Annotated in this window: 21 protein-coding genes and 1 riboswitch; of the genes, 14 read left to right on the top strand and 7 right to left on the bottom strand. The window is 75.2% G+C overall.

The window, feature by feature from the left end:
* The gene (locus ACI79T_RS10260; RefSeq protein ID WP_456609961.1) at window positions 1–555 is read left to right on the top strand and encodes a hypothetical protein; all 555 of its coding nucleotides are present in this window, start codon (window positions 1–3) and stop codon (window positions 553–555) included.
* Window positions 552–2,087 carry a flotillin family protein gene (locus ACI79T_RS10255; RefSeq protein ID WP_456609960.1) on the top strand — a complete coding sequence of 512 codons (1,536 nt, stop codon included), beginning with the start codon at window positions 552–554 and terminating at the stop codon, window positions 2,085–2,087. Before ACI79T_RS10260 ends, ACI79T_RS10255 begins: the two co-directional genes overlap by 4 nt.
* A gap of 11 nt (window positions 2,088–2,098) precedes the next feature.
* On the opposite strand, the gene ACI79T_RS10250 is transcribed toward ACI79T_RS10255, so the two are convergent.
* The 4 genes from ACI79T_RS10250 to thiM all read right to left on the bottom strand — a co-directional run bounded on the left by ACI79T_RS10250 (window position 2,099) and on the right by thiM (window position 5,032).
* Entirely contained in the window at window positions 2,099–2,770 is a 672-nt protein-coding gene (locus ACI79T_RS10250; protein WP_456609959.1) for a thiaminase II/PqqC family protein, read from the bottom strand.
* Window positions 2,767–3,579, bottom strand: a complete 813-nt coding sequence (thiD, locus tag ACI79T_RS10245; protein WP_456609958.1) for a bifunctional hydroxymethylpyrimidine kinase/phosphomethylpyrimidine kinase — start codon at window positions 3,577–3,579, stop codon at window positions 2,767–2,769. Before thiD ends, ACI79T_RS10250 begins: the two co-directional genes overlap by 4 nt.
* Complete coding sequence (gene thiE, locus ACI79T_RS10240; protein WP_456609957.1) at window positions 3,576–4,238, bottom strand: thiamine phosphate synthase; 663 nt, start codon at window positions 4,236–4,238, stop codon at window positions 3,576–3,578. Before thiE ends, thiD begins: the two co-directional genes overlap by 4 nt.
* Window positions 4,238–5,032 carry a hydroxyethylthiazole kinase gene (gene thiM / locus ACI79T_RS10235; protein ID WP_456609956.1) on the bottom strand — a complete coding sequence of 265 codons (795 nt, stop codon included), beginning with the start codon at window positions 5,030–5,032 and terminating at the stop codon, window positions 4,238–4,240. The genes thiE and thiM overlap by 1 nt, the downstream gene beginning before the upstream one ends.
* Window positions 5,026–5,119: riboswitch (TPP riboswitch) on the bottom strand. It overlaps the preceding gene by 7 nt.
* An 87-nt stretch (window positions 5,120–5,206) precedes the next feature.
* On the opposite strand from thiM, the gene ACI79T_RS10230 reads away from it, so the two are divergent.
* The gene (locus ACI79T_RS10230; protein ID WP_456609955.1) at window positions 5,207–5,710 is read left to right on the top strand and encodes a DUF3291 domain-containing protein; all 504 of its coding nucleotides are present in this window, start codon (window positions 5,207–5,209) and stop codon (window positions 5,708–5,710) included.
* Window positions 5,707–6,378, top strand: a complete 672-nt coding sequence (locus ACI79T_RS10225) for a Type 1 glutamine amidotransferase-like domain-containing protein (RefSeq protein ID WP_456609954.1) — start codon at window positions 5,707–5,709, stop codon at window positions 6,376–6,378. Before ACI79T_RS10230 ends, ACI79T_RS10225 begins: the two co-directional genes overlap by 4 nt.
* Before the next feature lie 6 nt (window positions 6,379–6,384).
* On the opposite strand, the gene ACI79T_RS10220 is transcribed toward ACI79T_RS10225, so the two are convergent.
* Window positions 6,385–8,148 (bottom strand): helicase, encoded by a 1,764-nt coding sequence (locus tag ACI79T_RS10220; RefSeq protein WP_456609953.1) that lies wholly within the window; start codon window positions 8,146–8,148, stop codon window positions 6,385–6,387.
* Window positions 8,149–8,377: 229 nt separating this feature from the next.
* Here ACI79T_RS10220 and ACI79T_RS10215 point away from each other — a divergent pair, with 229 nt between their 5' ends.
* From ACI79T_RS10215 to ACI79T_RS10195, 5 genes are all read left to right on the top strand, one after another.
* Window positions 8,378–9,625: a DUF3152 domain-containing protein gene (locus ACI79T_RS10215; RefSeq protein ID WP_456609952.1), complete on the top strand. Its 1,248-nt coding sequence runs from the start codon at window positions 8,378–8,380 to the stop codon at window positions 9,623–9,625.
* 48 nt (window positions 9,626–9,673) lie between these two features.
* Window positions 9,674–10,519 (top strand): alpha/beta fold hydrolase, encoded by an 846-nt coding sequence (locus ACI79T_RS10210; protein WP_456609951.1) that lies wholly within the window; start codon window positions 9,674–9,676, stop codon window positions 10,517–10,519.
* The gene (locus ACI79T_RS10205; protein ID WP_456609950.1) at window positions 10,516–10,851 is read left to right on the top strand and encodes a YnfA family protein; all 336 of its coding nucleotides are present in this window, start codon (window positions 10,516–10,518) and stop codon (window positions 10,849–10,851) included. The genes ACI79T_RS10210 and ACI79T_RS10205 overlap by 4 nt, the downstream gene beginning before the upstream one ends.
* A 162-nt stretch (window positions 10,852–11,013) precedes the next feature.
* A complete protein-coding gene (locus tag ACI79T_RS10200; protein ID WP_456609949.1) occupies window positions 11,014–11,868 on the top strand; it encodes a helix-turn-helix domain-containing protein in 855 nt (284 codons plus the stop codon).
* The gene (locus ACI79T_RS10195) at window positions 11,865–12,296 is read left to right on the top strand and encodes a VOC family protein (protein ID WP_456609948.1); all 432 of its coding nucleotides are present in this window, start codon (window positions 11,865–11,867) and stop codon (window positions 12,294–12,296) included. The genes ACI79T_RS10200 and ACI79T_RS10195 overlap by 4 nt, the downstream gene beginning before the upstream one ends.
* A gap of 1 nt (window position 12,297) precedes the next feature.
* On the opposite strand, the gene glpK (ACI79T_RS10190) is transcribed toward ACI79T_RS10195, so the two are convergent.
* Both glpK (ACI79T_RS10190) and ACI79T_RS10185 read right to left on the bottom strand, forming a co-directional pair.
* Window positions 12,298–13,800 (bottom strand): glycerol kinase GlpK, encoded by a 1,503-nt coding sequence (glpK, locus tag ACI79T_RS10190; protein WP_456609947.1) that lies wholly within the window; start codon window positions 13,798–13,800, stop codon window positions 12,298–12,300.
* 21 nt (window positions 13,801–13,821) lie between these two features.
* On the bottom strand, window positions 13,822–14,577 hold the full coding sequence (locus tag ACI79T_RS10185) for an IclR family transcriptional regulator (protein WP_456609946.1): 756 nt from the start codon (window positions 14,575–14,577) through the stop codon (window positions 13,822–13,824).
* 167 nt (window positions 14,578–14,744) lie between these two features.
* Here ACI79T_RS10185 and ACI79T_RS10180 point away from each other — a divergent pair, with 167 nt between their 5' ends.
* From ACI79T_RS10180 to ACI79T_RS10160, 5 genes are all read left to right on the top strand, one after another.
* Window positions 14,745–16,706 (top strand): alpha/beta fold hydrolase, encoded by a 1,962-nt coding sequence (locus ACI79T_RS10180; protein ID WP_456609945.1) that lies wholly within the window; start codon window positions 14,745–14,747, stop codon window positions 16,704–16,706.
* 2 nt (window positions 16,707–16,708) lie between these two features.
* Window positions 16,709–18,283: a glycerol kinase GlpK gene (gene glpK, locus ACI79T_RS10175; protein WP_456609944.1), complete on the top strand. Its 1,575-nt coding sequence runs from the start codon at window positions 16,709–16,711 to the stop codon at window positions 18,281–18,283.
* Window positions 18,284–18,374: 91 nt separating this feature from the next.
* Entirely contained in the window at window positions 18,375–20,105 is a 1,731-nt protein-coding gene (locus ACI79T_RS10170) for a glycerol-3-phosphate dehydrogenase/oxidase (protein ID WP_456609943.1), read from the top strand.
* Between the two features lie 47 nt (window positions 20,106–20,152).
* Window positions 20,153–21,787 carry a phosphoglucomutase (alpha-D-glucose-1,6-bisphosphate-dependent) gene (pgm, locus tag ACI79T_RS10165; RefSeq protein ID WP_456609942.1) on the top strand — a complete coding sequence of 545 codons (1,635 nt, stop codon included), beginning with the start codon at window positions 20,153–20,155 and terminating at the stop codon, window positions 21,785–21,787.
* Between the two features lie 91 nt (window positions 21,788–21,878).
* On the top strand, window positions 21,879–22,607 hold the full coding sequence (locus ACI79T_RS10160) for a hypothetical protein (protein ID WP_456609941.1): 729 nt from the start codon (window positions 21,879–21,881) through the stop codon (window positions 22,605–22,607).
* The last annotated feature ends 8 nt before the right edge of the window (window positions 22,608–22,615 follow it).

Genomic DNA, 22,615 nt, shown 5'->3' with positions numbered 1-22,615 from the left:
GTGACTGCGGTCTTCCTCGTCATCGGCGTCGTCGGGCTCCTGGTGCTCCTGCTCTCGCTCTTCGTCGGTGAGCTGGGCGATCTCGGCCTCGGTGACGTCGACGCCGACGGCCCGTTCTCGGTCCCGGCGATCGCCGCCCTGCTGGGCGGCACCGGATTCGGTGGTGCGGCGGCGACGGCGCTGCTCCCCGACGGCCTCCCCGATCCGGCCCGGGCCTCGCTCGCCGCGCTGGCCGGCCTCGCAGTCGCGGTGCCGTTGGCGTGGGGTGCGGTCCGCCTCTCCCGGGCGCTGAAGGACATGCCGACCCAGGAGACGCTGACCCGCCACCACCTCGCCGGCGCGCAGGGGGTCGTCGTCTCCTCGGTGCCCGTGGACGGGTTCGGCGAGGTGCGGCTGACGATCGCCGGGCAGTCGCTGAAGTTCGCCGCCCGCAGCGATGCGCCGCTACCGGCCGGCACCCCCGTCTACGCGACCGAGGCGCTCAGCGAGACCGCCGTCCACGTCGTGTCCACCGCACCCGATGCCCTGCCCGAACCCGGAGGCAACCACCCGTGACGCTGCTCTACGCGATCGGCGGCATCGCCGCGCTGATCATCCTGCTGGTCCTGCTGGTGCTGTCCCGGATCAAGGTCGCGGGGCCCAACCAGGCGTTCCTCGTCACCGGCCGCCAGGGCCGGCAGGTGACCGACTCCGCCGGTGTGGTGTCGCGGGACAGCTCGGGTCAGAAGGTCGTCATGGGCGCCAGCGTCTTCGTGCTCCCCGTCGTGCAGAAGCTGCACACGATGGACCTCTCCAGCCGCCGCATCCCGGTCGGCATCCGCGGCGCGGTCAGCAAGCAGGGCGTGAAGTGCGACCTGGAGGGCGTCGCGATCGTGAAGGTGGGCGGCACGGAGAGCTCGATCCGGGCCGCGGCGCAGCGCTTCCTCAACCAGCAGCAGGGCATCGACACCTTTACCTCGGAGGTGCTCGCCGGAGCGCTGCGCTCGATCGTCGGCCGGCTGACGATCGAGGAGATCATCCGCGACCGTGCGGCGTTCGCCTCCGCCGTCGCCGAGGAGGCCGAGTCCTCGCTCACCGGGCAGGGCCTGGTGCTGGACACCTTCCAGCTGCAGGACATCCAGGCCGAGGGCTCGTACCTGGCCGACCTGGGCCGACCCGAGGCCGCCCGGGTGCTCAAGGAGGCGAGCATCGCCGAGGCCCGCGCCCGGCAGGCCGCACAGCAGGAGCAGCTGCTGGCCGACGAGGCGATCGCCATCGCCCAACGACAGCTGGCGCTCAAGCAGGCCGAGATCACCGCGGAGACAGACGCGGCGAGGGCGCGGGCCGCGGCGTCCGGGCCGCTCGCCCAGGCCGCACAGGACCAGGCGATCCTCATGGAGCAGGAGAAGGTGGCCGAGCGGACGGCGGCGCTCACCGAGCGGCAGCTGGACACCCAGGTCCGCCGCCCCGCCGACGCCGAGCGGTACAAGGTGGAGCAGGAGGCCGAGGGCCGCAAGAACTCCGCGATCCTCACGGCCGAGGCGCAGCGGCAGGCGACCATCGCCGCCGCCCAGGCCGCCGCCGAGCAGGCCCGGCTCTCCGGTGAGGGTGAGCGGGCCCGCCGCTCCGCCCTGGCCGAGGCCGAGGCGATCGAGGGCGCCAAGCGGGGCGAGGCGGAGAAGCAGCGGCGGCAGGCGATCGCCGACGCCGTCGAGCGGGAGGGCGCCGCGGAGGCCGCCGCCATCCTGGCCCGCGGGCAGGCCGAGGCCGAGGCGCTGGACGCCCGCTCGGACGCCTTCGCCAAGTACGGCGAGGCCGCGGTCCTCGAGATGCTGGTCAAGGTGCTACCGGACGTGGTCGGCGCCGCCTCGGCACCGCTGTCGGCCGTCGACAAGATGACGGTCATCTCCGCCGACGGCGCGGGCGCCCTGGGCAAGTCGGTCGCCGCCAACGTGGCGCAGGGTCTGCAGCTGTCCGGAGACCTCACCGGCATCGACGTGGCGGCGCTGCTGCGCCGGCTCAGCGGGGCGGGCGGGACCGACGCCGTCACCCGCGTGCCGATCACCGCCGACGGCGACGGCGCTGCGCGGAACGGGTCGGGTGGCTGAGGGCAGCGGCGTCAGATCAGGACGGCCCAGCTCTCGCGGGCGTGGGCGGAGCGCCAGAACTCCAGCTCGTAGCGCGTCGCGACGGCGAACGCGGTCAGCATCGCCGGTTCGTCGGCGGGCGACGACCGGGCCGCGGCGTCGGTCAGCCGGCGCGCCTGCGCCGTCGCCACCTGGAACGGCTCGGCGTCGTAGGCGGCCACCCACCGGCGGTACGGGTGCTCCGCCGCGGCCCGTGCCTGCGGAGCCAGGCGCGCTCCGACGTCGGCGTAGATCCAGTAGCAGGGCAGCACGGCGGCCGCGGCGACGGCGTAGGGAGCGGTGGCCGCCGTCGCCACCAGGTAGGAGGTGTAGCCCAGGCAGGTGGGCGACGGGGTCGGCGGGGCGGGCGCCGGCCCGAGCAGCTCGGAGGCCAGCAGGTCGGCGTGCAGCTGGGTCTCCACGACGGCGCAGTTCTGCGCCGAGCCGGCCCAGAATGCGGCCGCGGCCGGGTCGGGGGCGCGGGCGGCCAGCAGGGCGAGCGCACGGGCGTAGCCGCCGAGGTAGAGGGTGTCCTGCTCCAGGTAGTGGCGGAACGACCCGGCAGCGAGCGTTCCGGCGCCGAGCTCGGCCAGGAAGGGCAGCTCGTCGATCGCGCGGCGGACCTCCGCGGTCGCCGCCCAGGCCCGGTCGCTGAACCCGCTCACGCCGGCCAGATCCCGGCGAAGTGGTGCACCGGACCGTTCCCGGAACCGATGCTCAGCGCGCTGCCCTCGGTGAGCGCCCGGTGCAGGTAGTCGCGCGCTCCCTCGACCAGCGGCGCCCAGTCGGGTGGACCACCGGTCCGCGCGGCCAGCGCGGCGATCGCCGAGGAGAGGGTGCAGCCGGTGCCGTGCGTGGCCGCCGTGCGCACCCGGGGCCGGCGGGTCACGGTCGTCCCGGCGGCCGTGGCGAGCACGTCCACGCTCTCCTCGCCCCCGAGGTGGCCGCCCTTGAGCAGCACGGCGCCGGGGCCGAGCCCCAGCAGCGCCCGGGCCTGCGTGCGCATCCCGTCGACGTCGCCGGCCGGTGCGGTCCCCAGCAGCGCGGCCGCCTCGGGGACGTTGGGCGTCACCAGGTCGGCCACCGGCAGCAGGTCCGTCCGGACGGCGGCGACCGCGTCGTCGTCGATCAGCCGGTCGCCGCTCGTCGCGACCATCACCGGGTCGCAGATCACCGGGCCCGGGCGGCGTTCGGCCAGCACCGCCGCCACCTCGCGGACCACGGCGGCGCTGCCCAGCATGCCGAGCTTGGTGGCGTGCACCTCGACGTCGTCGAGGAGCGTGCGCAGCTGCTCGCCCACGAACCCGGCCGGGACCGGGTGGACGCCGGTGACCCCGTGCGTGTTCTGCGCGGTGAGCGCGGTGAGGACGGCGGTGCCGTAGGCGCCGAGGGCGCTGAACGTCTTCAGGTCGGCCTGGATCCCTGCGCCCCCGCTGGGGTCGCTCCCGGCCACGGTGAGGGCGGTGGGGGTCACGACGCACGCGCCGGGGCCAGTGCCGCCCGGAGCCGGGCGGCGGCCGCCTGCGGGTCGGCTGCCGCGCAGATGTCGGACACCACGCAGATGCCGTCCACCCCGGTGGCCACCACCGCGGCCGCCCGGCCGGCGTCGATGCCGCCGATGGCCACGGTGCGCAGCCCGCCGGCGCGGGCCCTGGTGGCCAGCTCCCGGACGGAGTCCAGCCCCAGCCCGGGCCCCGCCTCGGGCTTGGTGGGCGTCGCCCACACGGGGCTGAGCCCGACCAGGTCCACGGTGCCCGGTGGCAGGCGCAGGGCCGCGGTCAGGTCCGCGGCGCTCTCGACGGACAGGCCGAGCAGCCGGTCCCGCCCGATGAGCAGCCGCACCTCGGCCGCCGGCAGGTCATCCTGGCCCACGTGCACGCCGTCGGCGCCGGCGAGCAGCGCGACGTCCACGGCGTCGTTGACGATCACCGGCACGTCCGGCCGGTCGGCCAGGGTGTCGCGCACCGCACGGGTCAGCGCCAGCAGCTCCCGGCGCGCGGCGTGCTTGTCGCGCACCTGGACGGCGGTGACCCCGCCGGCGACGGCCGCACGCACCACGTCGGCCACCGGTCGTGGCAGGCACAGCCGGGTGTCGGTGACCAGGTAGAGCGTGGGATCGAACGGGCGCCCCATCAGGCGGCCCGGACGTCGGCGCGGGCGAGGTCCTCCGGGGCCACCGAGTCCAGCGCGTCGAGCCAGGCGGCGGCGAAGGTGCCCGGTCCGGCGGCGGTGCGGGCGGCCTGCTCGGCGGCGAGGGCGACGTGGGCGTGGGCCGCCACGGCACCGGTCAGCGCGTCGCGGGTCGCGGCGACGTAGGCGGCGACCAGGGCGCCCAGTGCGCACCCGGCACCGGTGGTGCGGGTCAGCAGGGGGGAGCCACCGCCGACCCGCACGGTCCGGGCGCCGTCGGTGAGCAGGTCGACCTCGCCGCTCACCGCCACGACGCCGCCGGTGCGCGCCGCCAGCTCGCCGGCCGCGGTCGCCGCGTCGTCGGCCTCGGCGGTGCTGTCCACCCCGCGCCCACCGGCACCGGCGCCGGCCAGGGCCATGACCTCCGAGGCGTTGCCCCGGACGACGGCGGGCGACAGCTCGACCAGCTCGGCGGCCAGCCGGGTGCGGTACGCCAGGCCACCGACGGCCACCGGGTCGAGCACCCACGGCGTGCCCGCCGCGCGGGCCGAGGCGGCGGCCAGCCGCATGGCCCCGGCGGTGCGCTCGTGCACCGTCCCGACGTTGATCAGGACGGCGGAGGCGACGGCGGCGAAGTCGCCGGCCTCCTCCGGCGCGTCCACCATCGCCGGGGCGGCGCCCACCGCGAGCAGGGTGTTGGCGGTGAACGTCTGCACGACCGTGTTGGTCAGGCAGTGCACCAGAGGTGCGTGCTCGGTCAGCGCCGTCCGGGCAGCGCGCAGGTCGATGGCTTCCACGCCGGTGACATCCCTTCGCCAGTGCGAACTGGAGCAGGTTCGACGGGTGTGATCTCAGTCCCGGGCGGGACACCCCGTGCCACGTACGCCCCGAACCTAACCCAGCCCGCGCCCGGCGTCACGGGGGAGGTGGGCGCTGGCCTGCCGCGGCCCCGGTGCCCTAGGTTCCGGCGCGTGGATCACCATCTCGCGCAGGTGAACGTCTCCCGGCTGCTCGCGCCGCTGGACAGCCCGGTGCTCGCCGACTTCATGGCCGCCCTGGACGAGGTGAACGCCGAGGCCGACCGGGCTCCCGGGTTCATCTGGCGGCTGCAGACCGAGGACGGCAACGCCACGTCGGTGCAGGCCTTCGGCTGGGACGCCGCGGGCAGCCACGGCGTGGTCGTGAACCTCACCGTCTGGCGGGACGTCGAGTCGCTGGCCGGCTACGTGTTCGCCGGGCGGCACGTGCAGATCATGCGGCGGCGCCGCGAGTGGTTCGCCCGCGCGGCGGAGGCGACGACCGCCCTGTGGTGGGTCCCGGCCGGCACGCTGCCCACCACCGACGACGCCGAGGCGCGGGTCCGCCACCTGCGCGCCCACGGGCCCACGCCGGAGGCGTTCACCTTCCGCACCCACTTCCCACCGCTCGACGAGGTGCCGGCGCCCGCCGCGGACGACTGGCTCTGCCCCGCGTGAGCGCAGCCCCGGCCGACGGGTCGATGCGGCTGCTGCTGACCTCCGGCGGACTGTGCGACCCCTCGCTGGTCCGCGCGGTGGAAGAGCTGGCGGGCCGCACGGCCGCGGGGCTGCGCGCGGCCGTCGTCCCCACCGCCGCGAACGTCGTCCCCGGTGACAAGGGCTGGCTCATCAACGACTACGTCCTGCTGCAGCAGGCCGGCTTCGCGGAGGTGGACATCGTCGACGTCTCCGCCGTGGGGACCGACGTCTGGGAGCCGCGACTGGCCGCCGCCGACGTCCTCGTGCTCACCGGTGGCGACACCACCCACCTGCTGCACTGGCTGCGGCGGTCCGGCCTGGACCGGCTGCTCCCAACGCTGCTGGTCGAGCGGGTCCTCGTCGGGATCAGCGCCGGCAGCATGGTGCTCGGCCCGCACCTGGACCTCAGCCTGTCGGCCCGGCCGCGCCCGGAGGACCGGGTGGGGCTGGGGCTGGTGGACTTCCTGGTGATGCCGCACCTGGGATCGCCCTACTTCTCGAACGCGTCCGAGGAGGCGCTGCGGGAGGCAGCGCGCGACCTGACGCACACCCTGTACGGGCTCGCCGACGGCACTGCGGTGGCCGTCGCGGACGGGCGCGCCACCGTCGTGGGCGCCGGGCGGCACGTGATGCACCTCCCGGGGTGACCCTGGTCAGCCCTCCGAGAGGGCGGTAGCGGGGAGCCAGTCGGCGTCCAGCAGCTCGGCGATCTCCCGCAGCGCCGCGGTGTCCGCCCCGGCGGTGGAGCCGCTGACCGCCAGCCGCTCCACCATCACCCGGGCCACCTGCTCCTCCACCGTGTCGGCGGCGAACGCCACCCGCCACGGCGAGGTCTTCCCGTCCCGGTGCGTCCGGCCGGTCACCTGCCGGGCCTGGATGCCGGAGAACCGCGGCTGGTGGAACAGCCCCACGCGGGGCGCCTCCGACGCCGTCGACCCGTCGGGCAGCAGCTCACCGGCGTGCAGGCTGATCGACGCGGTCACGGTGAAGACGCAGACGGCGGCCTCGCCCCGCTGGAACCGCAGCCGCTCGGCCTCGACGTCGAAGCGGTCCCTCCCGGATCCAGCACTGCCGTAGATGCCGGCGACCGGGATGCCCGCGTCCAGCAGCGCCTCTCGGATCGGGTCGGCCGCGGTCTCGACGAACTCGACCGACACCGCCACCTGCCGCTCGGCCTCGACCTGCGCCCTGATCCAGTCGACGGTGGCCTGCACGCGGATCAGCCCGGCCTTCTGCCGGAAGCGCAGCAGGGCCGCCCGGCCGCGCGCGGTCTGCCGCCCGCGGCGGGCGAGCTGCATCTCCGCCCGGAACTCCGACCACTCCGCCTCGTAGGACGCCCGCTCGGCCGGTGTCAGCAGCACCGGCGTGCCGGTGACCGAGACCGGCCCCCACGGCGCCGGGCGGTGCAGGGTGGCCGGCGGGTCGGCCCGGGCCAGCCAGGACTGCAGCCGGGCGAGGTCGGCCCGGCGCTCGTCGGCGTCCTCGGTCCACTGCCAGCCGTAGCGACCACGTTCCACGTGGAACGTGTGCCGCTCCAGCGCCTTGGGCAGGTCGGCCCACTCCTTGATCGACTCCCCGTGCCGGGCGGCGAACTCCGGCGCCAGGTACGGCAGCTCGAGCGGCGTGTGCGCCGGCGTCGCGGTCGCGGCCAGCACGTACGGGGTGTCCTTGACCCGCGCGGCGCCGGAGACGGCTTTCCAGTGCTTCCACCGCTGCGTCGTCGTGTGCCGCACCATGTGCGCCTCGTCGGCGACGACGACGTCGAACCGGAGCTTCGCCACCTTGCCCAGCCGGTCCCAGGTCGTGACGCACCAGCGCAGCCCGCCGTCACCGAACCCGGCGATCGAGCGGGCCCAGTGCGGGATGGTGATGGCGGCCGGCCGGTCGGCGATGACCAGCACGGTGCGGACGTCGCGTTGCTCGGCGATCGCCTTGACCGCGAGGATCGCCGTCCCGGTCTTCCCCACGCCCGGGTCGTCGCCGAGCAGGAAGACCCGGCCCCCCGCCGCGGCGTGCGCCGCCACCACGTCGGCGCCGTCGCACTGCTGGTCGCGTGGCGTCAGCGGCCGGGCTTCGGGGAGCGGGCGGGGCGCGGTGTTCAGCTCGTCCTCGAGGAACCGCTCCAGGCTGTAGGCGGGCGGGTCGTACGGCGCCAGCTCGGGCGGTAGCGCCCGGCCGACCCACACGTGCGCCTGCAGCCCCGGGTGCCAGACGGCGCCCGGTGCCGGCGCGCGGAACGGCACGGCCAGCACCCACACCCGCTCCCCCGGCGCGGCGGTCGGCAGCTCGGGCGCGGCCTGCTTCGGCGCCGCCTTCCGCGGGGCTGCCTTCCGCGGCGCCGCCTTCGCCGTCGTCCGGCGGGTGCGGGTGGTGCTGCTCGTGCGGCCGCTGCTCGCGCTCCGGCGTCGTCCTGGCATCTGCGTCCCCCTCGTGGATCCCCCGGCACGGTAGAGGCGGGGACCGACGGGGGCGCGCAAGCGGTCGAGCGCGGCGTCGCCGGATCGTCATGCGGAGCCACCTTCACCGGCCGGCCCGGATGCGGTAGACCGGTTCCCGTCAGAAGCCGGCTCCGAGCGGGAGCGTCCGCCGCGCGCCGGCCCCGACGTCGACCGGACGCGTGGGCGATCGTCCGCGCCGGAGGACTCCATGACCCGAGCTGCCCGTCTCCTCATCGCCGTCCTCGTCGCGCTGGCGGGGGTGGTGCTGATCCCCTCCGGCGCCTCGGCCGCGGAACGGACGGTGACCTACACCGTGTCCACGCGCGGCGCCGTCGCCGGTGATCTCGGCACTTTCGCGGCGGTCGCCCGCGAGGCGCTCACCGACTACCGGGGCTGGAGCCTCGGAGGCACCCTGGCGTTCGAGCAGGTCGACGCGGGCAGCGACTTCGACCTGATCCTGGCTTCGCCGTCCGTGATCGACGCCGCGGCGCCCGGCTGCAGCGCCCAGTGGAGCTGCCGGGTGGGGCGCTCGGTGTACATCAACGACGAGCGCTGGCGGTTCGGGACGGAGGCGTGGCCGCACAGCCTCGCGCTCTACCAGCGGTACGTGATCCTGCACGAGGTCGGGCACTGGATCGGCATCCCGCACACCGACTGCCCCACCCCGGGGCGGACGGCATGGGTGATGCAGCAGCAGTCGATCTCGCTGCAGGGCTGCCGGGCCAACGTGTGGCCGGTCATCGCCGAGCGGGAGCAGGCCGGGGAGCGGATGGGCGTCTCGGTGAGCTGGTCGGGGATCGAGGCGCACTACCGGGCGCTGGGCCAGGAGGGCGGGCTGCTCGGGGTGCCGGTGGACTGGGAGCAGTCCTCCCCGGACGGGGTCGGCGTCTACCAGAACTTCGCCCGGCCGGGGACCATCTACTGGAGCCCGTCCACCGGGGCGCACGAGATCTACGGGGCCATCCGCGGGCACTACGGGTCGCTGGGCTACGAGCTCGGCCTGCTGGGCTACCCGACGACCGGGGAGCGGGGTTCGCCGGACGGGGTCGGCGTCTACCAGAACTTCTCCCGCCCGGGGACCATCTACTTCACGCCGGCCACCGGGGCGCACGAGATCTACGGGGCCATCCGCGGGCACTACGGGTCGCTTGCCTACGAGCTGGGTCCGCTGGGCTACCCGATCACCGGTGAGCGCGGCTCTCCGGACGGCGTCGGGCGCTACCAGAACTTCTCCCGGCCCGACGGCGCCTCGATCTACTTCACGCCGGCCACCGGGGCGCACGAGGTGTACGGGCCGATCTGGTCCCGCTGGGGGGAGACCGGCTGGGAGCTGGGGCAGCTCGGCTACCCGGTGAGCGGGGTGTACGACGTCGAGGGCGGCAGCCGGACAGACTTCGAGGGCGGGTACATCACGCTCGACGCCGCGACCGGCGAGACCGAGGTCGTGCTGGACTGATCGCGGCCGGGAGACCCACGGCGCCTCGCGCTCTGGTGGAATCGCCCGGTGACGGAGAACCCCGACGAAGCCCTGGCCGCCCGGACGCTGGGCGAGGCCGGCCCGCGCGTCGTCTTCGTGCACGGCCTGTTCGGCCAGGGCAAGAACTGGACGACCATCGCCAAGGGGCTGGCCGAGGACCACCGGGTGACCCTGCTCGACCTGCCCAACCACGGCCACTCCCCGTGGACCGACCGGATCGACTACGTGGACATGGCCGAGATGGTCGCCGCGGAGCTGGCGTCCTTCGGCGAACCGGTCACGCTGGTCGGGCACTCGATGGGCGGCAAGGTGGCGATGCAGCTGGCGCTGCGCCGGCCGGAGCTGCTGCGGGCCCTGGTCGTCGTGGACATCGCCCCGGTCGAGTACCCGCTGCAGGGCGGCCGCACCGAGGACCCCGACGAGGAGGCGTCGCCGTTCGCCGCCTTCATCGCCGCCATGCGCGAGGTGGACCTGGAGTCGCTGGACTCCCGGACCGACGCCGACGCCGCGCTGCGCACCGCCGTCCCCAGCCGGATGGTCCGCAGCTTCCTGCTGCAGAGCCTGGTCCGGGAGGGGACCGGGGACGACGGCGGCTGGCGCTGGCGGCTGAACCTGGAGCTGCTGGAGCGCGACCTCGGCGAGCTCCGGGGCTTCCCCGACCCACCGGACGGCGCGACGTTCGACGGGCCGGTGCTCTGGCTCGCCGGGGCGAACTCGCACTACGTGCTCCCCGAGGACCGGCCGCACATGGACGCGCTCTTCCCCGCCACCCGGCTGGTGAAGGTCAAGAACGCCGGGCACTGGGTGCACTCCGAGCAGCCCGAGGTCTTCCTGGCGACGCTGCAGCGCTTCCTGGCGGCGGTCGAGGAGTGACCGTCACCCGCTCGCTGCTGCTGTTCGCCCTCGCCGCGCTCGCCGAGATCGGCGGTGCCTGGCTGGTGTGGCAGGGCGTCCGCGAGCACCGCGGCTGGGCCTGGATCGGTGCCGGGGTGGTGGCGCTGGGCCTGTACGGCTTCGTCGCGACCCTCCAGCCCGACGCGAACTTCGGCCGCATCCTCGCCGCCTACGGCGGCGTCTTCGTCGCGGGCTCCCTGGCCTGGGGCATGGTCGTCGACGGCTTCCGTCCCGACCGGTACGACGTCGTGGGCGCGCTGGTCTGCCTGGTCGGCGTCGCGGTGATCATGTACGCCCCGCGCGGCGCCTGATGCGGCACTCGCCTCCCACCCTCACCTGCGGCACGCGAGCCACGTGTTCGACCGCGAGGTCGCCGTGCCGCAGATGAGGACGGTGCACCGGGTTCTCGGGTCGAGGTCTGCCGGCGCTCGCGACCCCTGGAACCCGGCCCTCTCCGCTGCCATCCTGGCCGGGTGCGGCAGGAGTCGGTGGTGCACCGCCCGCACCCCGCGCTGCGCCCGTACGTCGCCGCGGCCGTCGGGTACCGGCACGAGGGCCTGCCGCCCGGGGAGCACCTGGGCCTGCCGTCCCCCTGGCTGACCGTCATCCTCGCGCTGGACGAGCCGTTGGGCATGGCCGCCCACCCCGATCCGGCACAGGCGCCCGGCCGGTACGACACCGTCGTCGGCGGGCTGCACACCCGGCCGGCCCGGATCGTCCACCCCGGCCGGCTGGTCGGGCTCCAGCTGTCCCTCACGCCGGTCGGGGCCCGGGCCCTGCTCGGCTGCCCGGCGGGCGCCCTGGCCTCGCTCGACGTGCCGCTGGACGCCGTCCTCGGCCCGGCGGGGCGCGAACTGGCCGAGCGCGTCCGGGCCGCCGACGGCTGGGCCGGGCGGTTCACGGCGGTGGAGGAGGTCCTGCTGCGGCACCTGCGCCGGGATCCCGGCCCGCCGGCGGAGGTCGCCGAGGCGTGGCGGCTGACCACGGCGACCGGCGGCCGGCTGCGGGTGGCCGAGGTGGCCCGGCAGGTCGGCTGGTCGCCCCGGCACCTGGAGCAGCGGTTCCGCGCCGAGACCGGTCTGGGCCCCAAGGAGGCGGCGCGGGTGGCCCGCTTCGACCGGGCCCGCCGGGCCCTGGCCTCCCGGGTCGCGGCCGGCCGGGCGCCGGATCTCGCGGCGCTGGCGGTGGCCGGCGGGTTCTCCGACCAGGCGCACCTCACCCGGGAGTGGCGGTCCTTCTCCGGCCTGCCGCCCACCCGCTGGCTGGCGGCGGAGTTCGGATTCGTGCAAGACGCCCGTGCCGTGAGCACGGCACTGTCGACGCCATGACGACGACAGCGCAGCAGAGCGACCAGCAGCGGACGACGCCGGCCCCCACGGTCTGGCCGGCCTTCCGGGCCCGCGACGCCCGGGGGCTGATCCGCTTCCTCGTGGACGTCCTGGGGTTCGAGGAGACGGTGGTGCACGGCGAGGGCGACCGGGTGGACCACGCCCAGCTGTCCTGGCCGGAGGGCGGCGGGGTCATGCTCGGCTCCGTCCGGGACGACGGTGGCCAGTGGCCGGTGGAGTCGGCCGGCTGCTACGTGGTCACCGATGACCCGGATGCCGTGCACGCCCGGGCCGTCGCCGCGGGTGCGGAGGTCGTGCGGGCCCCGTACACCACCGACTACGGCTCCCGCGACGTCACCATCCGCGATCCCGAGGGCAACCTCTGGCAGTTCGGCACGTACCGCGGGGAGCCGCGCCGGGCGGGTTGAGCTAGCGGCCCCAGGCGATGCTGAGCTCGACGGCCCGCTGCCAGCGCGGGTACTCCGCGGTCAGCGCGGCGGCGCGGTCGGGCCGGGGTGACCACTGGGCCGACCGGTGCCAGTTGCGGCGCAGCGCCGCGACGTCGGACCACACGCCGACGGCGAGGCCGGCGGCGTACGCGGCCCCGAGGGAGACCGTCTCCCCCACCATCGGCCGCACCACCGGGGTGTCCAGGACGTCGGCGAGGAACTGCATGAGCAGGTTGTTGGTGGTCATCCCTCCGTCCACCCGCAGCGCCGGCAGGGGGAGCCCGGAATCGGCGTCCATCGCCTGGACCACGTCGCGGGTCTGCCACCCGGTGGCCTCGAGCACGGCCCGGGCCAGGTGTCCCTTGGTGACGTAGGAGGTCAGGCCGGCCACCACGCCGCGGGCCTCCCCCTCCCAGTGCGGGGCCAGCAGGCCGGAGAACGCGGGCACCACGTAGCAGCCGCCGTTGTCCTCGACCGTGCGGGCCAGCGTCTCGACCTCCGCCGCCGAGCCGATCAGCCCCAGTCCGTCGCGGAGCCACTGGACCAGCGACCCGGCCACCGCCACCGAGCCCTCCAGCGCGTAGTGCACCGGCTCGCCGGCCAGCTGGTAGGCGACCGTGCTGATCAGCCCGTTGGTGGAGCGGACCAGGTCGGTGCCGGTGTTCTGGAGCAGGAAGCTGCCGGTGCCGTACGTGCACTTGGCCTCGCCGGCGCGGAAGCAGGCCTGGCCGAACAGCGCCGCCTGCTGGTCGCCGAGGGCACCGGCGATGGGCACGACGGTGGGCAGCGCGGTGGTCGAGCCGATGACGCCGACCGACGGGCGGATCTCCGGCAGCACAGCGGCCGGCACGTCGAAGAAGGCCAGCAGGTCCGGGTCCCAGCGGCAGGTGTGCACGTCCATCAGCAGCGTCCGGCTGGCGTTGGTGACGTCGGTGACGTGCACCCCGCCGTCGGGGCCGCCGGTCAGGTTCCAGATCAGCCAGCTCTCCATCGTGCCGAACAGCAGCTCGCCGCGCTCGGCCCGCTCCCGGGCACCCGGGACCGAGTCGAGCAGCCAGCGCAGCCGCGGCCCGGCGAAGTAGCCGGCGATCTCCAGCCCGCTGCGCTCGGCGACGACGCCCGCGTCGGGGCGGGCGGCGAGCTGCGCCACCAGGTCCGCCGTCCGGGTGTCCTGCCAGACCAGCGCGCGGGCCACCGGCCGGCCGGTGCGGCGGTCCCACAGCACCGTCGTCTCCCGCTGGTTGGCGATGCCGACCGCGACCAGCTCGCCGGGTCGCGCCCCCAGGTCCGCGATGACCTGCGCCGCGGTCCGCTGGGTGTTGGCCCAGATCTCCTCCGGGTCGTGCTCGACCCACCCGGGGCGCGGGAAGTGCTGCTGGTGTTCGCGCTGGCGGACCGCCACCAGCCGCCCGGCGCGGTCGAAGACGATCGCCCGGGTCGAGGTGGTGCCCTGGTCGATGGCGAGCACGTACCGGTCAGCCACGGCGGCGCCCCGGTCCCCCGGTCACCGGTCCACCAGCTCGCGCGAGACGGCGGCCGCGGCGTCGGTGACCATGGCGACGAGCCCTGGGCGGACGACGTCGCGGGCGTCGACGACCGAGGACACGGGCGCGGTGACGCCCAGCGCCCCCACGACCAGCCCGGCCGCGCCCCGGACGGGCGCGGCCACCCCCGCGACGCCGTGCTGGTGCTCCTCGCGCTCCAGGGCCCAGCCCCGGGCGCGGACCTCCTGGAGGTCGGGCGCCAGCTCCCCCGCCGTGGGAACGGTGGCGTGGGTGAACCGCTCGAGCTCCGCGGGCACCGGCGGTGGAGGTACCTGGAAGGCGAGGAGCACCTTGCCGAGGGCGGTGGCGTGCGCGGGCAGCGCGGTGCCGACCTCGAGCTCCTGGGCGGAGTCGTCCGGACGGAAGACGTGGTGCACGACGACGACCTGCGTGCCCGCCAGCGTGCCCAGCCGGACGGCGCTGCCGCTGCGGGAGGCCAGTGCATCGGCCCAGTTCGAGGCGCGGGCGCGCAGCTCGTTGACGTCCAGGTAGCTGGTGCCCAGGCGGAGCAGCCCGGCGCCGAGCTCGTAGCGGCCGGTGTGCCGGTCCTGCGCCACGAAGCCCACGGTCACCAGGGTCCGGAGCAGGCCGTGCGCCGTCGTCTTGGCCAGCCCCACCGCCCCGGCGATCTCGCCCAGCCCCAGCCGGCCGCCGGCGCCCGCGATCACCTGCAGGATCGCGGCCGCCCGCTCGATCGACTGCACGGTGCCCGGCATGGCGTGACGGTAGGCCATGGCCACGCTCACCCGGACGGGTGGTGTACGACATCGTCGTACGGCAGTGGTTGAGAGGCGCAACGGAAGGACCCTACGTTTCGCCAGCCGTCGTGCCGCATCCACCGGCCCGACGCCGCCCCGTCACCGTCGATGAGGAGCCCCCTCCCATGACCACCCCTGTCCGGTCCCGGCCGTCGAGGCTCTGGAGCCTCCTGCTGGTGTCCCTCGCGCTGGTGCTGCTGGGAGGCGGCGTCGCCGCCGCCGTGCAGACCGACAACGGCGACGTCGGGCTCACCGACGTCCGGTTCACCGGGAACGGCGGCCAGACCCTCTCCGGCCTGCTCTACGTGCCCGACGGCGTCACCGCGGAGAACCCGGCCCCGGCGATCCTCGCCGTCCACGGCTACATCAACAGCCGCGAGACGCAGGACGCGTTCGCCATCGAGTTCGCCCGCCGCGGGTACGTGGTGCTGGCCCTCGACCAGTCCGGGCACGGCTTCTCCGGCGGCGCCGCGTTCGAGAACGGCTACGGCGGCCCCGCCGCACTGGCCTACCTCAGCTCGCTGGACATCGTCGACCCCGACAACATCGGGCTCGAGGGCCACTCGATGGGCGGCTGGACCGTCCTCACCGCCGCCGCGACGATGCCCGACGCCTACCGCTCCGTCGTGCTGGTCGGCTCCTCGACCGGCTCCGGCGTCGCGCCCGAGGGCGACACGGAGTTCCCGCGCAACCTCGCGCTGGTCTACGGCCAGCACGAGGAGTTCTCCACGCTGATGTGGAACGAGGCCGACGCGGACGACGTGCAGTCCAACGAGAAGATGATGTCGGTCTTCGGCACCGACGAGCCGGTGGAGACCGGCCGGGTGTACGGCTCGATCGACGACGGCAGCGCCCGCGTGGTCTACCGGCCCGACGCCACGCACCCCGGTCTGACCCTCGACCCCGTCGCCGTCGACCACGCCATCGACTGGTTCGACCAGACCCTGGAGGGCGGTCAGCCCGTGTCCGGGCAGACCTGGTGGCTGAAGGAGGCCGGCACCCTCGTCGCCTTCCTGGGCGGGATCCTCTTCCTGTTCCCGTTCGGCGCGCTGCTGCTGCGGAGCCGCTTCTTCGCGGGCCTCGCGGGCACCCCGGCGTCGGGCGTCGGCGTGCGCGGCCTGCCCTGGTGGGGCGCGGCGCTGCTCACCGCGGTGATCTCCGCCGTCACCTACTTCCCGTTCCAGATCTGGGGCAGCGAGTGGCTGGCCCCCAACAGCCTGTTCCCGCAGGAGATCACCACCGGCGTGATGTTCTGGGCGCTCGGCAACGCGATCATCTCGCTGGTGCTCTTCCTGATCTGGCACGCCACCGGTGGGCGCAGGGCCGGCGGTGACGCGCGGACCTACGGGCTGGCCGGCCCCGGCGGGTTCTCCTGGCGGCTGGTCGGGAAGTCCGCCCTCTTCGCCGCCGTCGTCACCGGGGCGCTGTACCTGCTGCTGGCCTTCTCCGGCTGGGCGTTCCAGACCGACTTCCGGTTCTACGTCTTCCAGCTGCACCTGATGGACGCCGCCCGGTTCCGGGTGTTCCTCACCTACCTGCTGCCGTTCACCGTGTTCACGCTGGTCATCGCCACGGTGCTGCACGGCCAGCTGCGCTCGGCGGAGTCGGGCTGGAGCACCGGCCGGCGGATGCTGGCCAACGGCGTGGCGCTGGCGATCGGTGTCCTCGCGCTGATCGTGCTCAACTACGCGCCGCTCATCGCGGGCGGCACGCTGTGGGTGGACACCCAGCCGCTGCTGGCGATCGTCGCCTACCAGTTCGTGCCGCTGCTGTTCGTGATCGGCCTGCTGGCCACGTACTTCGCGGACAAGACCGGCACCGTCTACGCCGGCGCCTTCATCGCCGCCATCCTCATCACCTGGAACAACGTGGCCGGCACCGCCAACCAGGTCGCGGTGAGCGCCTGGGGCGGTGGCACGCAGCTGGTCCGGGTGTGGCTGCCGATCGCCGTGGCGCTGGGTCTCCTCGTCGCCGCGGTGCTCCGGGCCCGGCGCCGGGACACCGGCACCCCGGGAGGCGGCGGGGCCACCGCCGTCTCCGGCCGGGCAGGCGAGCCGGCGCTCGCCGGCGATCGGGCAGCGCGCTGAGCGTGGGCACCCGGGCAGTCCCGGCGGCCGCCCCCTCCCCGGGGGGCGGCCGTCCCGGCCGGTACGTCGGGGCGCTCGACCAGGGGACGACGAGCACCCGGTTCATGGTCTTCGACGCCGCCGGCCACGAGGTGGCCCGCGCGCAGGCCGAGCACGCCCAGGTGCTCCCCCGGCCCGGCTGGGTCGAGCACCGCCCGGAGGAGATCTGGGACCGCACCCGCGAGGTCATCGCGCAGGCCATGGCGGCGGCCGGGCTCACCGCCGAGGACCTCGTCGCGGTCGGGCTGACCAACCAGCGCGAGACCACGCTGCTGTGGGACCGGCGCACCGGCCGGCCGCTCGGCAACGCCCTGGTCTGGCAGGACACCCGCACCCAGCCGCTGATCGACGACCTGGTCCGGCGCGGCCTCGCCGACCTGGTGCGCCGCCGCTCCGGCCTGCCCCCGGCCACCTACTTCTCCGCCGGCAAGCTGCGCTGGCTGCTCGACGCGCACGCCGACGCGGTGGCCGCGGCCGGCGGGCACGTCGTCGCCGGCACCGTCGACAGCTGGCTGCTGTGGCAGCTCACCGGCGGCCCGGACGGCGGGGTGCACGTCACCGACGTCACCAACGCCAGCCGGACGATGCTCATGGACATCGACACCCTGGAGTGGGACGCCGAGCTGCTCGACGTCTTCGGCATCGACCGCGAGCTGCTCCCCCGCATCGTCGACTCCACCGACCCGGCCGGCCACGGGACGGTGCGCACGGTCCCCGAGCTGGCCGGCGTCCCGGTCACCGCCGTCCTCGGCGACCAGCAGGCGGCCATGGTCGGCCAGACCTGCTTCGCCCCCGGCGAGGCCAAGAACACCTACGGCACCGGCAACTTCCTGCTGCTCAACACCGGGAAGGAGGCCGTCCGCAGCGAGGCCGGCCTGCTGACCACGGTCTGCTACCGGTTCGCCGGGGAGGACCCGGTCTACGCGCTCGAGGGCTCGATCGCGGTGACCGGGTCGGCCGTGCAGTGGCTGCGGGACCGGATGCGGCTGATCGACGAGGCGGCGCAGATCGAGGAGCTGGCGGCGGCCGTGGAGGACAGCGCCGGCGCCTACTTCGTCCCGGCCTTCTCCGGGCTGTTCGCCCCCTACTGGCGGCCCGACGCCCGCGGCACGATCGTCGGCCTCGCGCACTTCCACGGCCGGGAGCACCTCGCCCGGGCGACCCTGGACTCCATCTGCCACCAGTCCGCCGACGTGGCGGCGGCCATGGAGGCCGACTCCGGGGTGCGGCTGGAGGTGCTGCGGGTCGACGGCGGCGTGACCGCCAACGCGCTGTGCATGCAGATCCAGGCCGACGTCCTCGGCGTCCCGGTGCAGCGCCCGGCCGTCGCGGAGACGACGGCGCTGGGCGCGGCGTACGCCGCGGGGCTCGCGGTGGGGCTGTGGCCCGACACCGACGCCGTGCGCGCGCTGGCCGAGGGCCACCGCACCTGGCGCCCGGAGTGGGACGCCGCCACGCGGGAGCGGGCCCGCGCGGGCTGGCGCCGGGCGGTGAGCCGGTCCCTCGACTGGGCCGGTGAGGACGCCGCCGACCGCTGACCCCGTTCGGCATCGTCGAACGCCGCACGTCGACCCCGTGTGTCGCCGGACCTAGCGTGGACCGGCACGATCCATCTCCCGAGGAGCACCGATGACCGCAGTACCGCCGCTCGGCCCCGAGCAGCGCGCCCGTGCCTGGGCCGAGCTCGCCGACGGGGAGTTCGAGGTCCTCGTCGTGGGTGGCGGGGTCACCGGGGCCGGCGTCGCGCTCGACGCGGCCACCCGGGGCCTGCGCACGGCGATGGTCGAGGCGCGGGACTTCGCCTCCGGCACCTCCTCGCGCTCGTCGAAGCTCTTCCACGGCGGCCTGCGGTACCTGGAGTCCTTCGACTTCGGCCTGGTCCGGGAGGCGCTGCACGAGCGCGACCTCAGCGTGAACCGGCTGGCGCCGCACCTGGTCAAGCCGGTGCCCTTCCTCTACCCGCTGACCCACCGGGTCTGGGAGCGCCCCTACGTCACCGCCGGCCTGGCCCTCTACGACGGGCTGGCCCGCTTCGGCGCGCTGGCCGACCCGATGCCCGCGCAGAAGCACCTGACCCGCACCGGCGCCCGGCAGCTGTTCCCCGCGCTCAAGCCCGACGCCCTCGTGGGCGCCGTCCGCTACTTCGACGCGCAGGCCGACGACGCCCGGCACACCCTCACCCTCGCGCGCACGGCAGCCGCCTACGGCGCCACGGTGCTGAACTCCGCCGAGGTCGTCTCGTTCACCCACGCCGGCGGCCGGGTGGTCGGGGCCCGGGTGCGGGACGTCGAGACCGGCGCCGAGGTCGACGTGCGCAGCGAGGTCGTCGTCAACGCCACCGGCGTGTGGACCGACGACCTGCAGACCCTCGTCGGCGGCCGCGGCCGGTTCCACGTCCGCGCCAGCAAGGGTGTGCACATCGTCGTCCCCCGCGACCGGATCAACGGGGAGACGGGGCTGATCCTGCGCACCGAGAAGTCGGTGCTCTTCGTCATCCCGTGGGGCAGCCACTGGATCGTCGGCACCACGGACACCGACTGGGCGCTGGACAAGGCGCACCCCGCGGCCAGCCGCGCCGACATCGACTACATCCTCGAGCACGTCAACGAGGTGCTGGCGGTGCCGCTGACCCACGATGACATCACCGGCGTCTACGCCGGGCTGCGCCCGCTGCTGGCCGGGGAGTCGGAGCTGACCAGCCAGCTCTCCCGCGAGCACGCCGTGGCCCGGCCGATGCCCGGGGTGATCGCCGTCGCCGGCGGCAAGTACACGACCTACCGCCCGATGGCGGCCGACGCCGTCGACGCGGTGGCCGAGGACGTCACCCGACGGGTGCCGCCGAGCGTCACCGAGAACGTGCCGCTGGTCGGCGCCGAGGGCTACCACGCCATGGTCAACCAGCTCGACGCCCTGGCCGAGCGCTGGGGCATCCCCCGGTTCCGCGCGCAGCACCTGCTCGACCGCTTCGGGTCGCTCACCCCCGAGGTCCTGGCGCTGGCCGCCGACGACCGGGCGCTGCTCGAGCCGGTGCCGGGCGCCGAGGAGTACCTGATGGTCGAGCTCGTCTACGGCGCCGCGCACGAGGGTGCCCAGCACCTCGACGACCTGCTGGCCCGCCGCACCCGCATCTCCATCGAGACCGCGCACCGGGGGGTGCTCTCCGCCGAGCCGGTCGCGCGCGCGGTCGCCGGCGTCCTGGGCTGGGACGAGGAGCGGATCACCGGGGAGGTGGCCGGCTACGCCGCCCGGGTCGAGGCCGAGCGCCGCTCCCAGACCGTGCTGGACGACCAGGAGGCCGACGCCGTCCGTGTCGCGGCGCCCGACACCCGGGCCGTCGCGGTCGGGCGGGCACTGGCCTGATCGGTCAGATCTCGCGCGGACGCCGTCGGGACGCCAAGATCAACGGCATGAGCGACGCCCGTGCCGGACAGCCCGCCCAGCCCGCCGACCTGATCGACGTCGCCTCGCTGGTCAGCGCCTACTACACGGTGGAGCCCGACCCGGCCGAACCGGCGCAGCAGGTGTCGTTCGGCACCTCCGGCCACCGGGGGTCGGCGCTGGACGCCGCCTTCAACGAGGCGCACATCCTCGCGACCACCCAGGCGATCTGCGAGTACCGCGCGGAGCAGGGCTACGACGGGCCGCTCTTCCTGGGCCGGGACACCCATGCGCTGTCCGAGCCGGCCTGGGCGACGGCGCTCGAGGTGCTGGCCGCCAACGACGTGACGGTGCTGGTCGACGCCGGTGAGCGCTACACCCCCACCCCGGCGATCAGCCACGCCATCCTGCGGGCCAACGCCGGCCGCACCTCGGGGTTCGCCGACGGCATCGTCGTCACCCCGTCGCACAACCCGCCGCGCGACGGCGGGTTCAAGTACAACCCGCCCAGCGGCGGTCCCGCCGACACCGACGCCACGTCGGTCATCGCCGGGCGGGCCAACGAGCTGCTGCGCGCCGGGCTGAGCGGGGTGCGCCGGGTGCCGCTGGACCAGGCCCGCTCCGCCGCGGAGTCCTACGACTTCCTCGGCACCTACGTCGACGACCTGCCCTCGGTCGTCGACCTCGACGCGATCCGCGACGCCGGCGTCCGGATCGGCGCCGATCCCCTCGGCGGTGCCAGCGTCGACTACTGGGCGGCCATCGCGGAGCGGCACCGGCTCGACCTCACGGTGGTCAACCCCCTGGTCGACCCCACCTGGCGGTTCATGACGCTGGACTGGGACGGCAAGATCCGGATGGACTGCTCCTCCCCGTCGGCGATGGCCTCGCTGGTCGCCCGCCGGGACGAGTTCCAGATCGCCACCGGCAACGACGCCGACGCCGACCGGCACGGCATCGTGACCCCCGACGGCGGGCTGATGAACCCCAACCACTTCCTCGCCGTGGCGATCGCCTACCTGCTCAGCCACCGTCCGGGATGGGCCAAGGAGGCCGCCGTCGGCAAGACGCTGGTGTCCAGCTCCCTCATCGACCGGGTCGTCACCGATCTCGGCCGGACGCTGGTCGAGGTGCCCGTCGGCTTCAAGTGGTTCGTGCCGGGCCTGCTGGACGGCTCGGTGGGCTTCGGCGGCGAGGAGTCCGCCGGCGCCTCCTTCCTGCGGCGGGACGGCAGCGTCTGGACGACGGACAAGGACGGCATCCTGCTGGCCCTGCTGGCCGCCGAGATCCAGGCCGTGACGGGCCGGTCCCCCTCGAAGCTGCACCGGCAGCTCACCGACCACTTCGGCGAGTCCGCCTACGCCCGCATCGACGCCCCGGCCTCCCGTGAGGAGAAGGCGGCCCTCGGCAAGCTCTCCCCCGAGGCCGTCTCGGCGACCGAGCTGGCCGGCGAGCCGATCACGGCCAAGCTCACCCGGGCGCCGGGCAACGACGCCCCGATCGGCGGCCTCAAGGTGACGACGGAGAACGCCTGGTTCGCCGCCCGCCCGTCCGGCACCGAGGACGTCTACAAGATCTACGCGGAGTCCTTCCGCGGACCCGAGCACCTCGCGCAGGTGCAGGAGGAGGCCCGCGCCGTCGTCAGCGCCGCGCTCGGCGGGTAGCCGGCGCACCGGGCGGCCGGTACCGCCCGCGCGGGTGAGCCGATCCGCGTCGGAGCCGGTTCCGGCCGTGGCGGCGGGCAGACTGACGGGCATGAGCGACCCCCAGCACTGGGCGCCCCCGCCCGGCGGTCAGCCCGGCCCCCAGCAGCCGGGCCAGCCCCCGTACGGCGAGGCCCCGTACGGCCAGGCCCCGTACGGCCAGGGGGGCTACGGCCAGCCCGCGTACGGGCAGGCGTCCTACGGCCAGCCCCCGTACGGCTCTGCCGGGTACGGCCAGCCCCCGTACGGGCAGCCCCCGTACGGGCAGCCGCCCTACGGCTACGCCCCCTACGGGCAGCCCCCGTACGGGCAGCCGCCCTACGGCTACGCCCCCTACGGGCAGCCCCCGTACGCACCCCCGGGGTGGGCGGGGCGGTCCCCCGGCGAGGCCCGGCCGGGCGTGGTCACCGCGGCCGGCGTGCTCGGCATCGTCACCGGGAGCCTGACCGCGCTGGGCTCCCTGCTCATGCTCGTGATGCTGATCGACGGGGAGCGCGACCCGGCGACGGCCCTGCTGACCCTGGGCCTGCCCTGCGCGGTCGTCCTCGTGCTCGGCGGCGTCCGGCTGCTGCAGGGCCGGGCGGCCGGGCTGCTCTTCGTCTCGGCGCTGGCCGCCGTCGGCGTCCTGGTGGCTGCCCTCGTCGCCGGCTGGGTGGCCCTGGACGAGGACGGCCGGCTCGGCGTCACCGCCTTCGTCGCCTTCGCCTGCGTGCTGCCCGTGGTCACCGCGGTGTTCGCCCGGCTCCGCCCGGTGACCGCCTGGGCGGGGGCCGAGGGGTAGGACCTCCG

Source organism: Blastococcus sp. SYSU DS0619, assembly GCF_054051035.1.
Note: the sequence above shows the minus strand (reverse complement) of the source record. Positions and strands in the feature narration are given on the sequence as shown.

Bases quoted from the DNA above. Each gene is read 5' to 3' on its own strand.
- ACI79T_RS10170 (WP_456609943.1), top strand. From the start codon at position 18,375: ATGACCGCAGTACCGCCGCTCGGCCCCGAGCAGCGCGCCCGTGCCTGG.
- ACI79T_RS10160 (WP_456609941.1), top strand. From the start codon at position 21,879: ATGAGCGACCCCCAGCACTGGGCGCCCCCGCCCGGCGGTCAGCCCGGC.
- ACI79T_RS10195 (WP_456609948.1), top strand. From the start codon at position 11,865: ATGACGACGACAGCGCAGCAGAGCGACCAGCAGCGGACGACGCCGGCC.
- ACI79T_RS10180 (WP_456609945.1), top strand. From the start codon at position 14,745: ATGACCACCCCTGTCCGGTCCCGGCCGTCGAGGCTCTGGAGCCTCCTG.
- ACI79T_RS10215 (WP_456609952.1), top strand. From the start codon at position 8,378: ATGACCCGAGCTGCCCGTCTCCTCATCGCCGTCCTCGTCGCGCTGGCG.
- ACI79T_RS10220 (WP_456609953.1), bottom strand. From the start codon at position 8,148: ATGCCAGGACGACGCCGGAGCGCGAGCAGCGGCCGCACGAGCAGCACC.
- pgm (WP_456609942.1), top strand. From the start codon at position 20,153: ATGAGCGACGCCCGTGCCGGACAGCCCGCCCAGCCCGCCGACCTGATC.
- thiE (WP_456609957.1), bottom strand. From the start codon at position 4,238: ATGGGGCGCCCGTTCGATCCCACGCTCTACCTGGTCACCGACACCCGG.
- ACI79T_RS10185 (WP_456609946.1), bottom strand. From the start codon at position 14,577: ATGCCGGGCACCGTGCAGTCGATCGAGCGGGCGGCCGCGATCCTGCAG.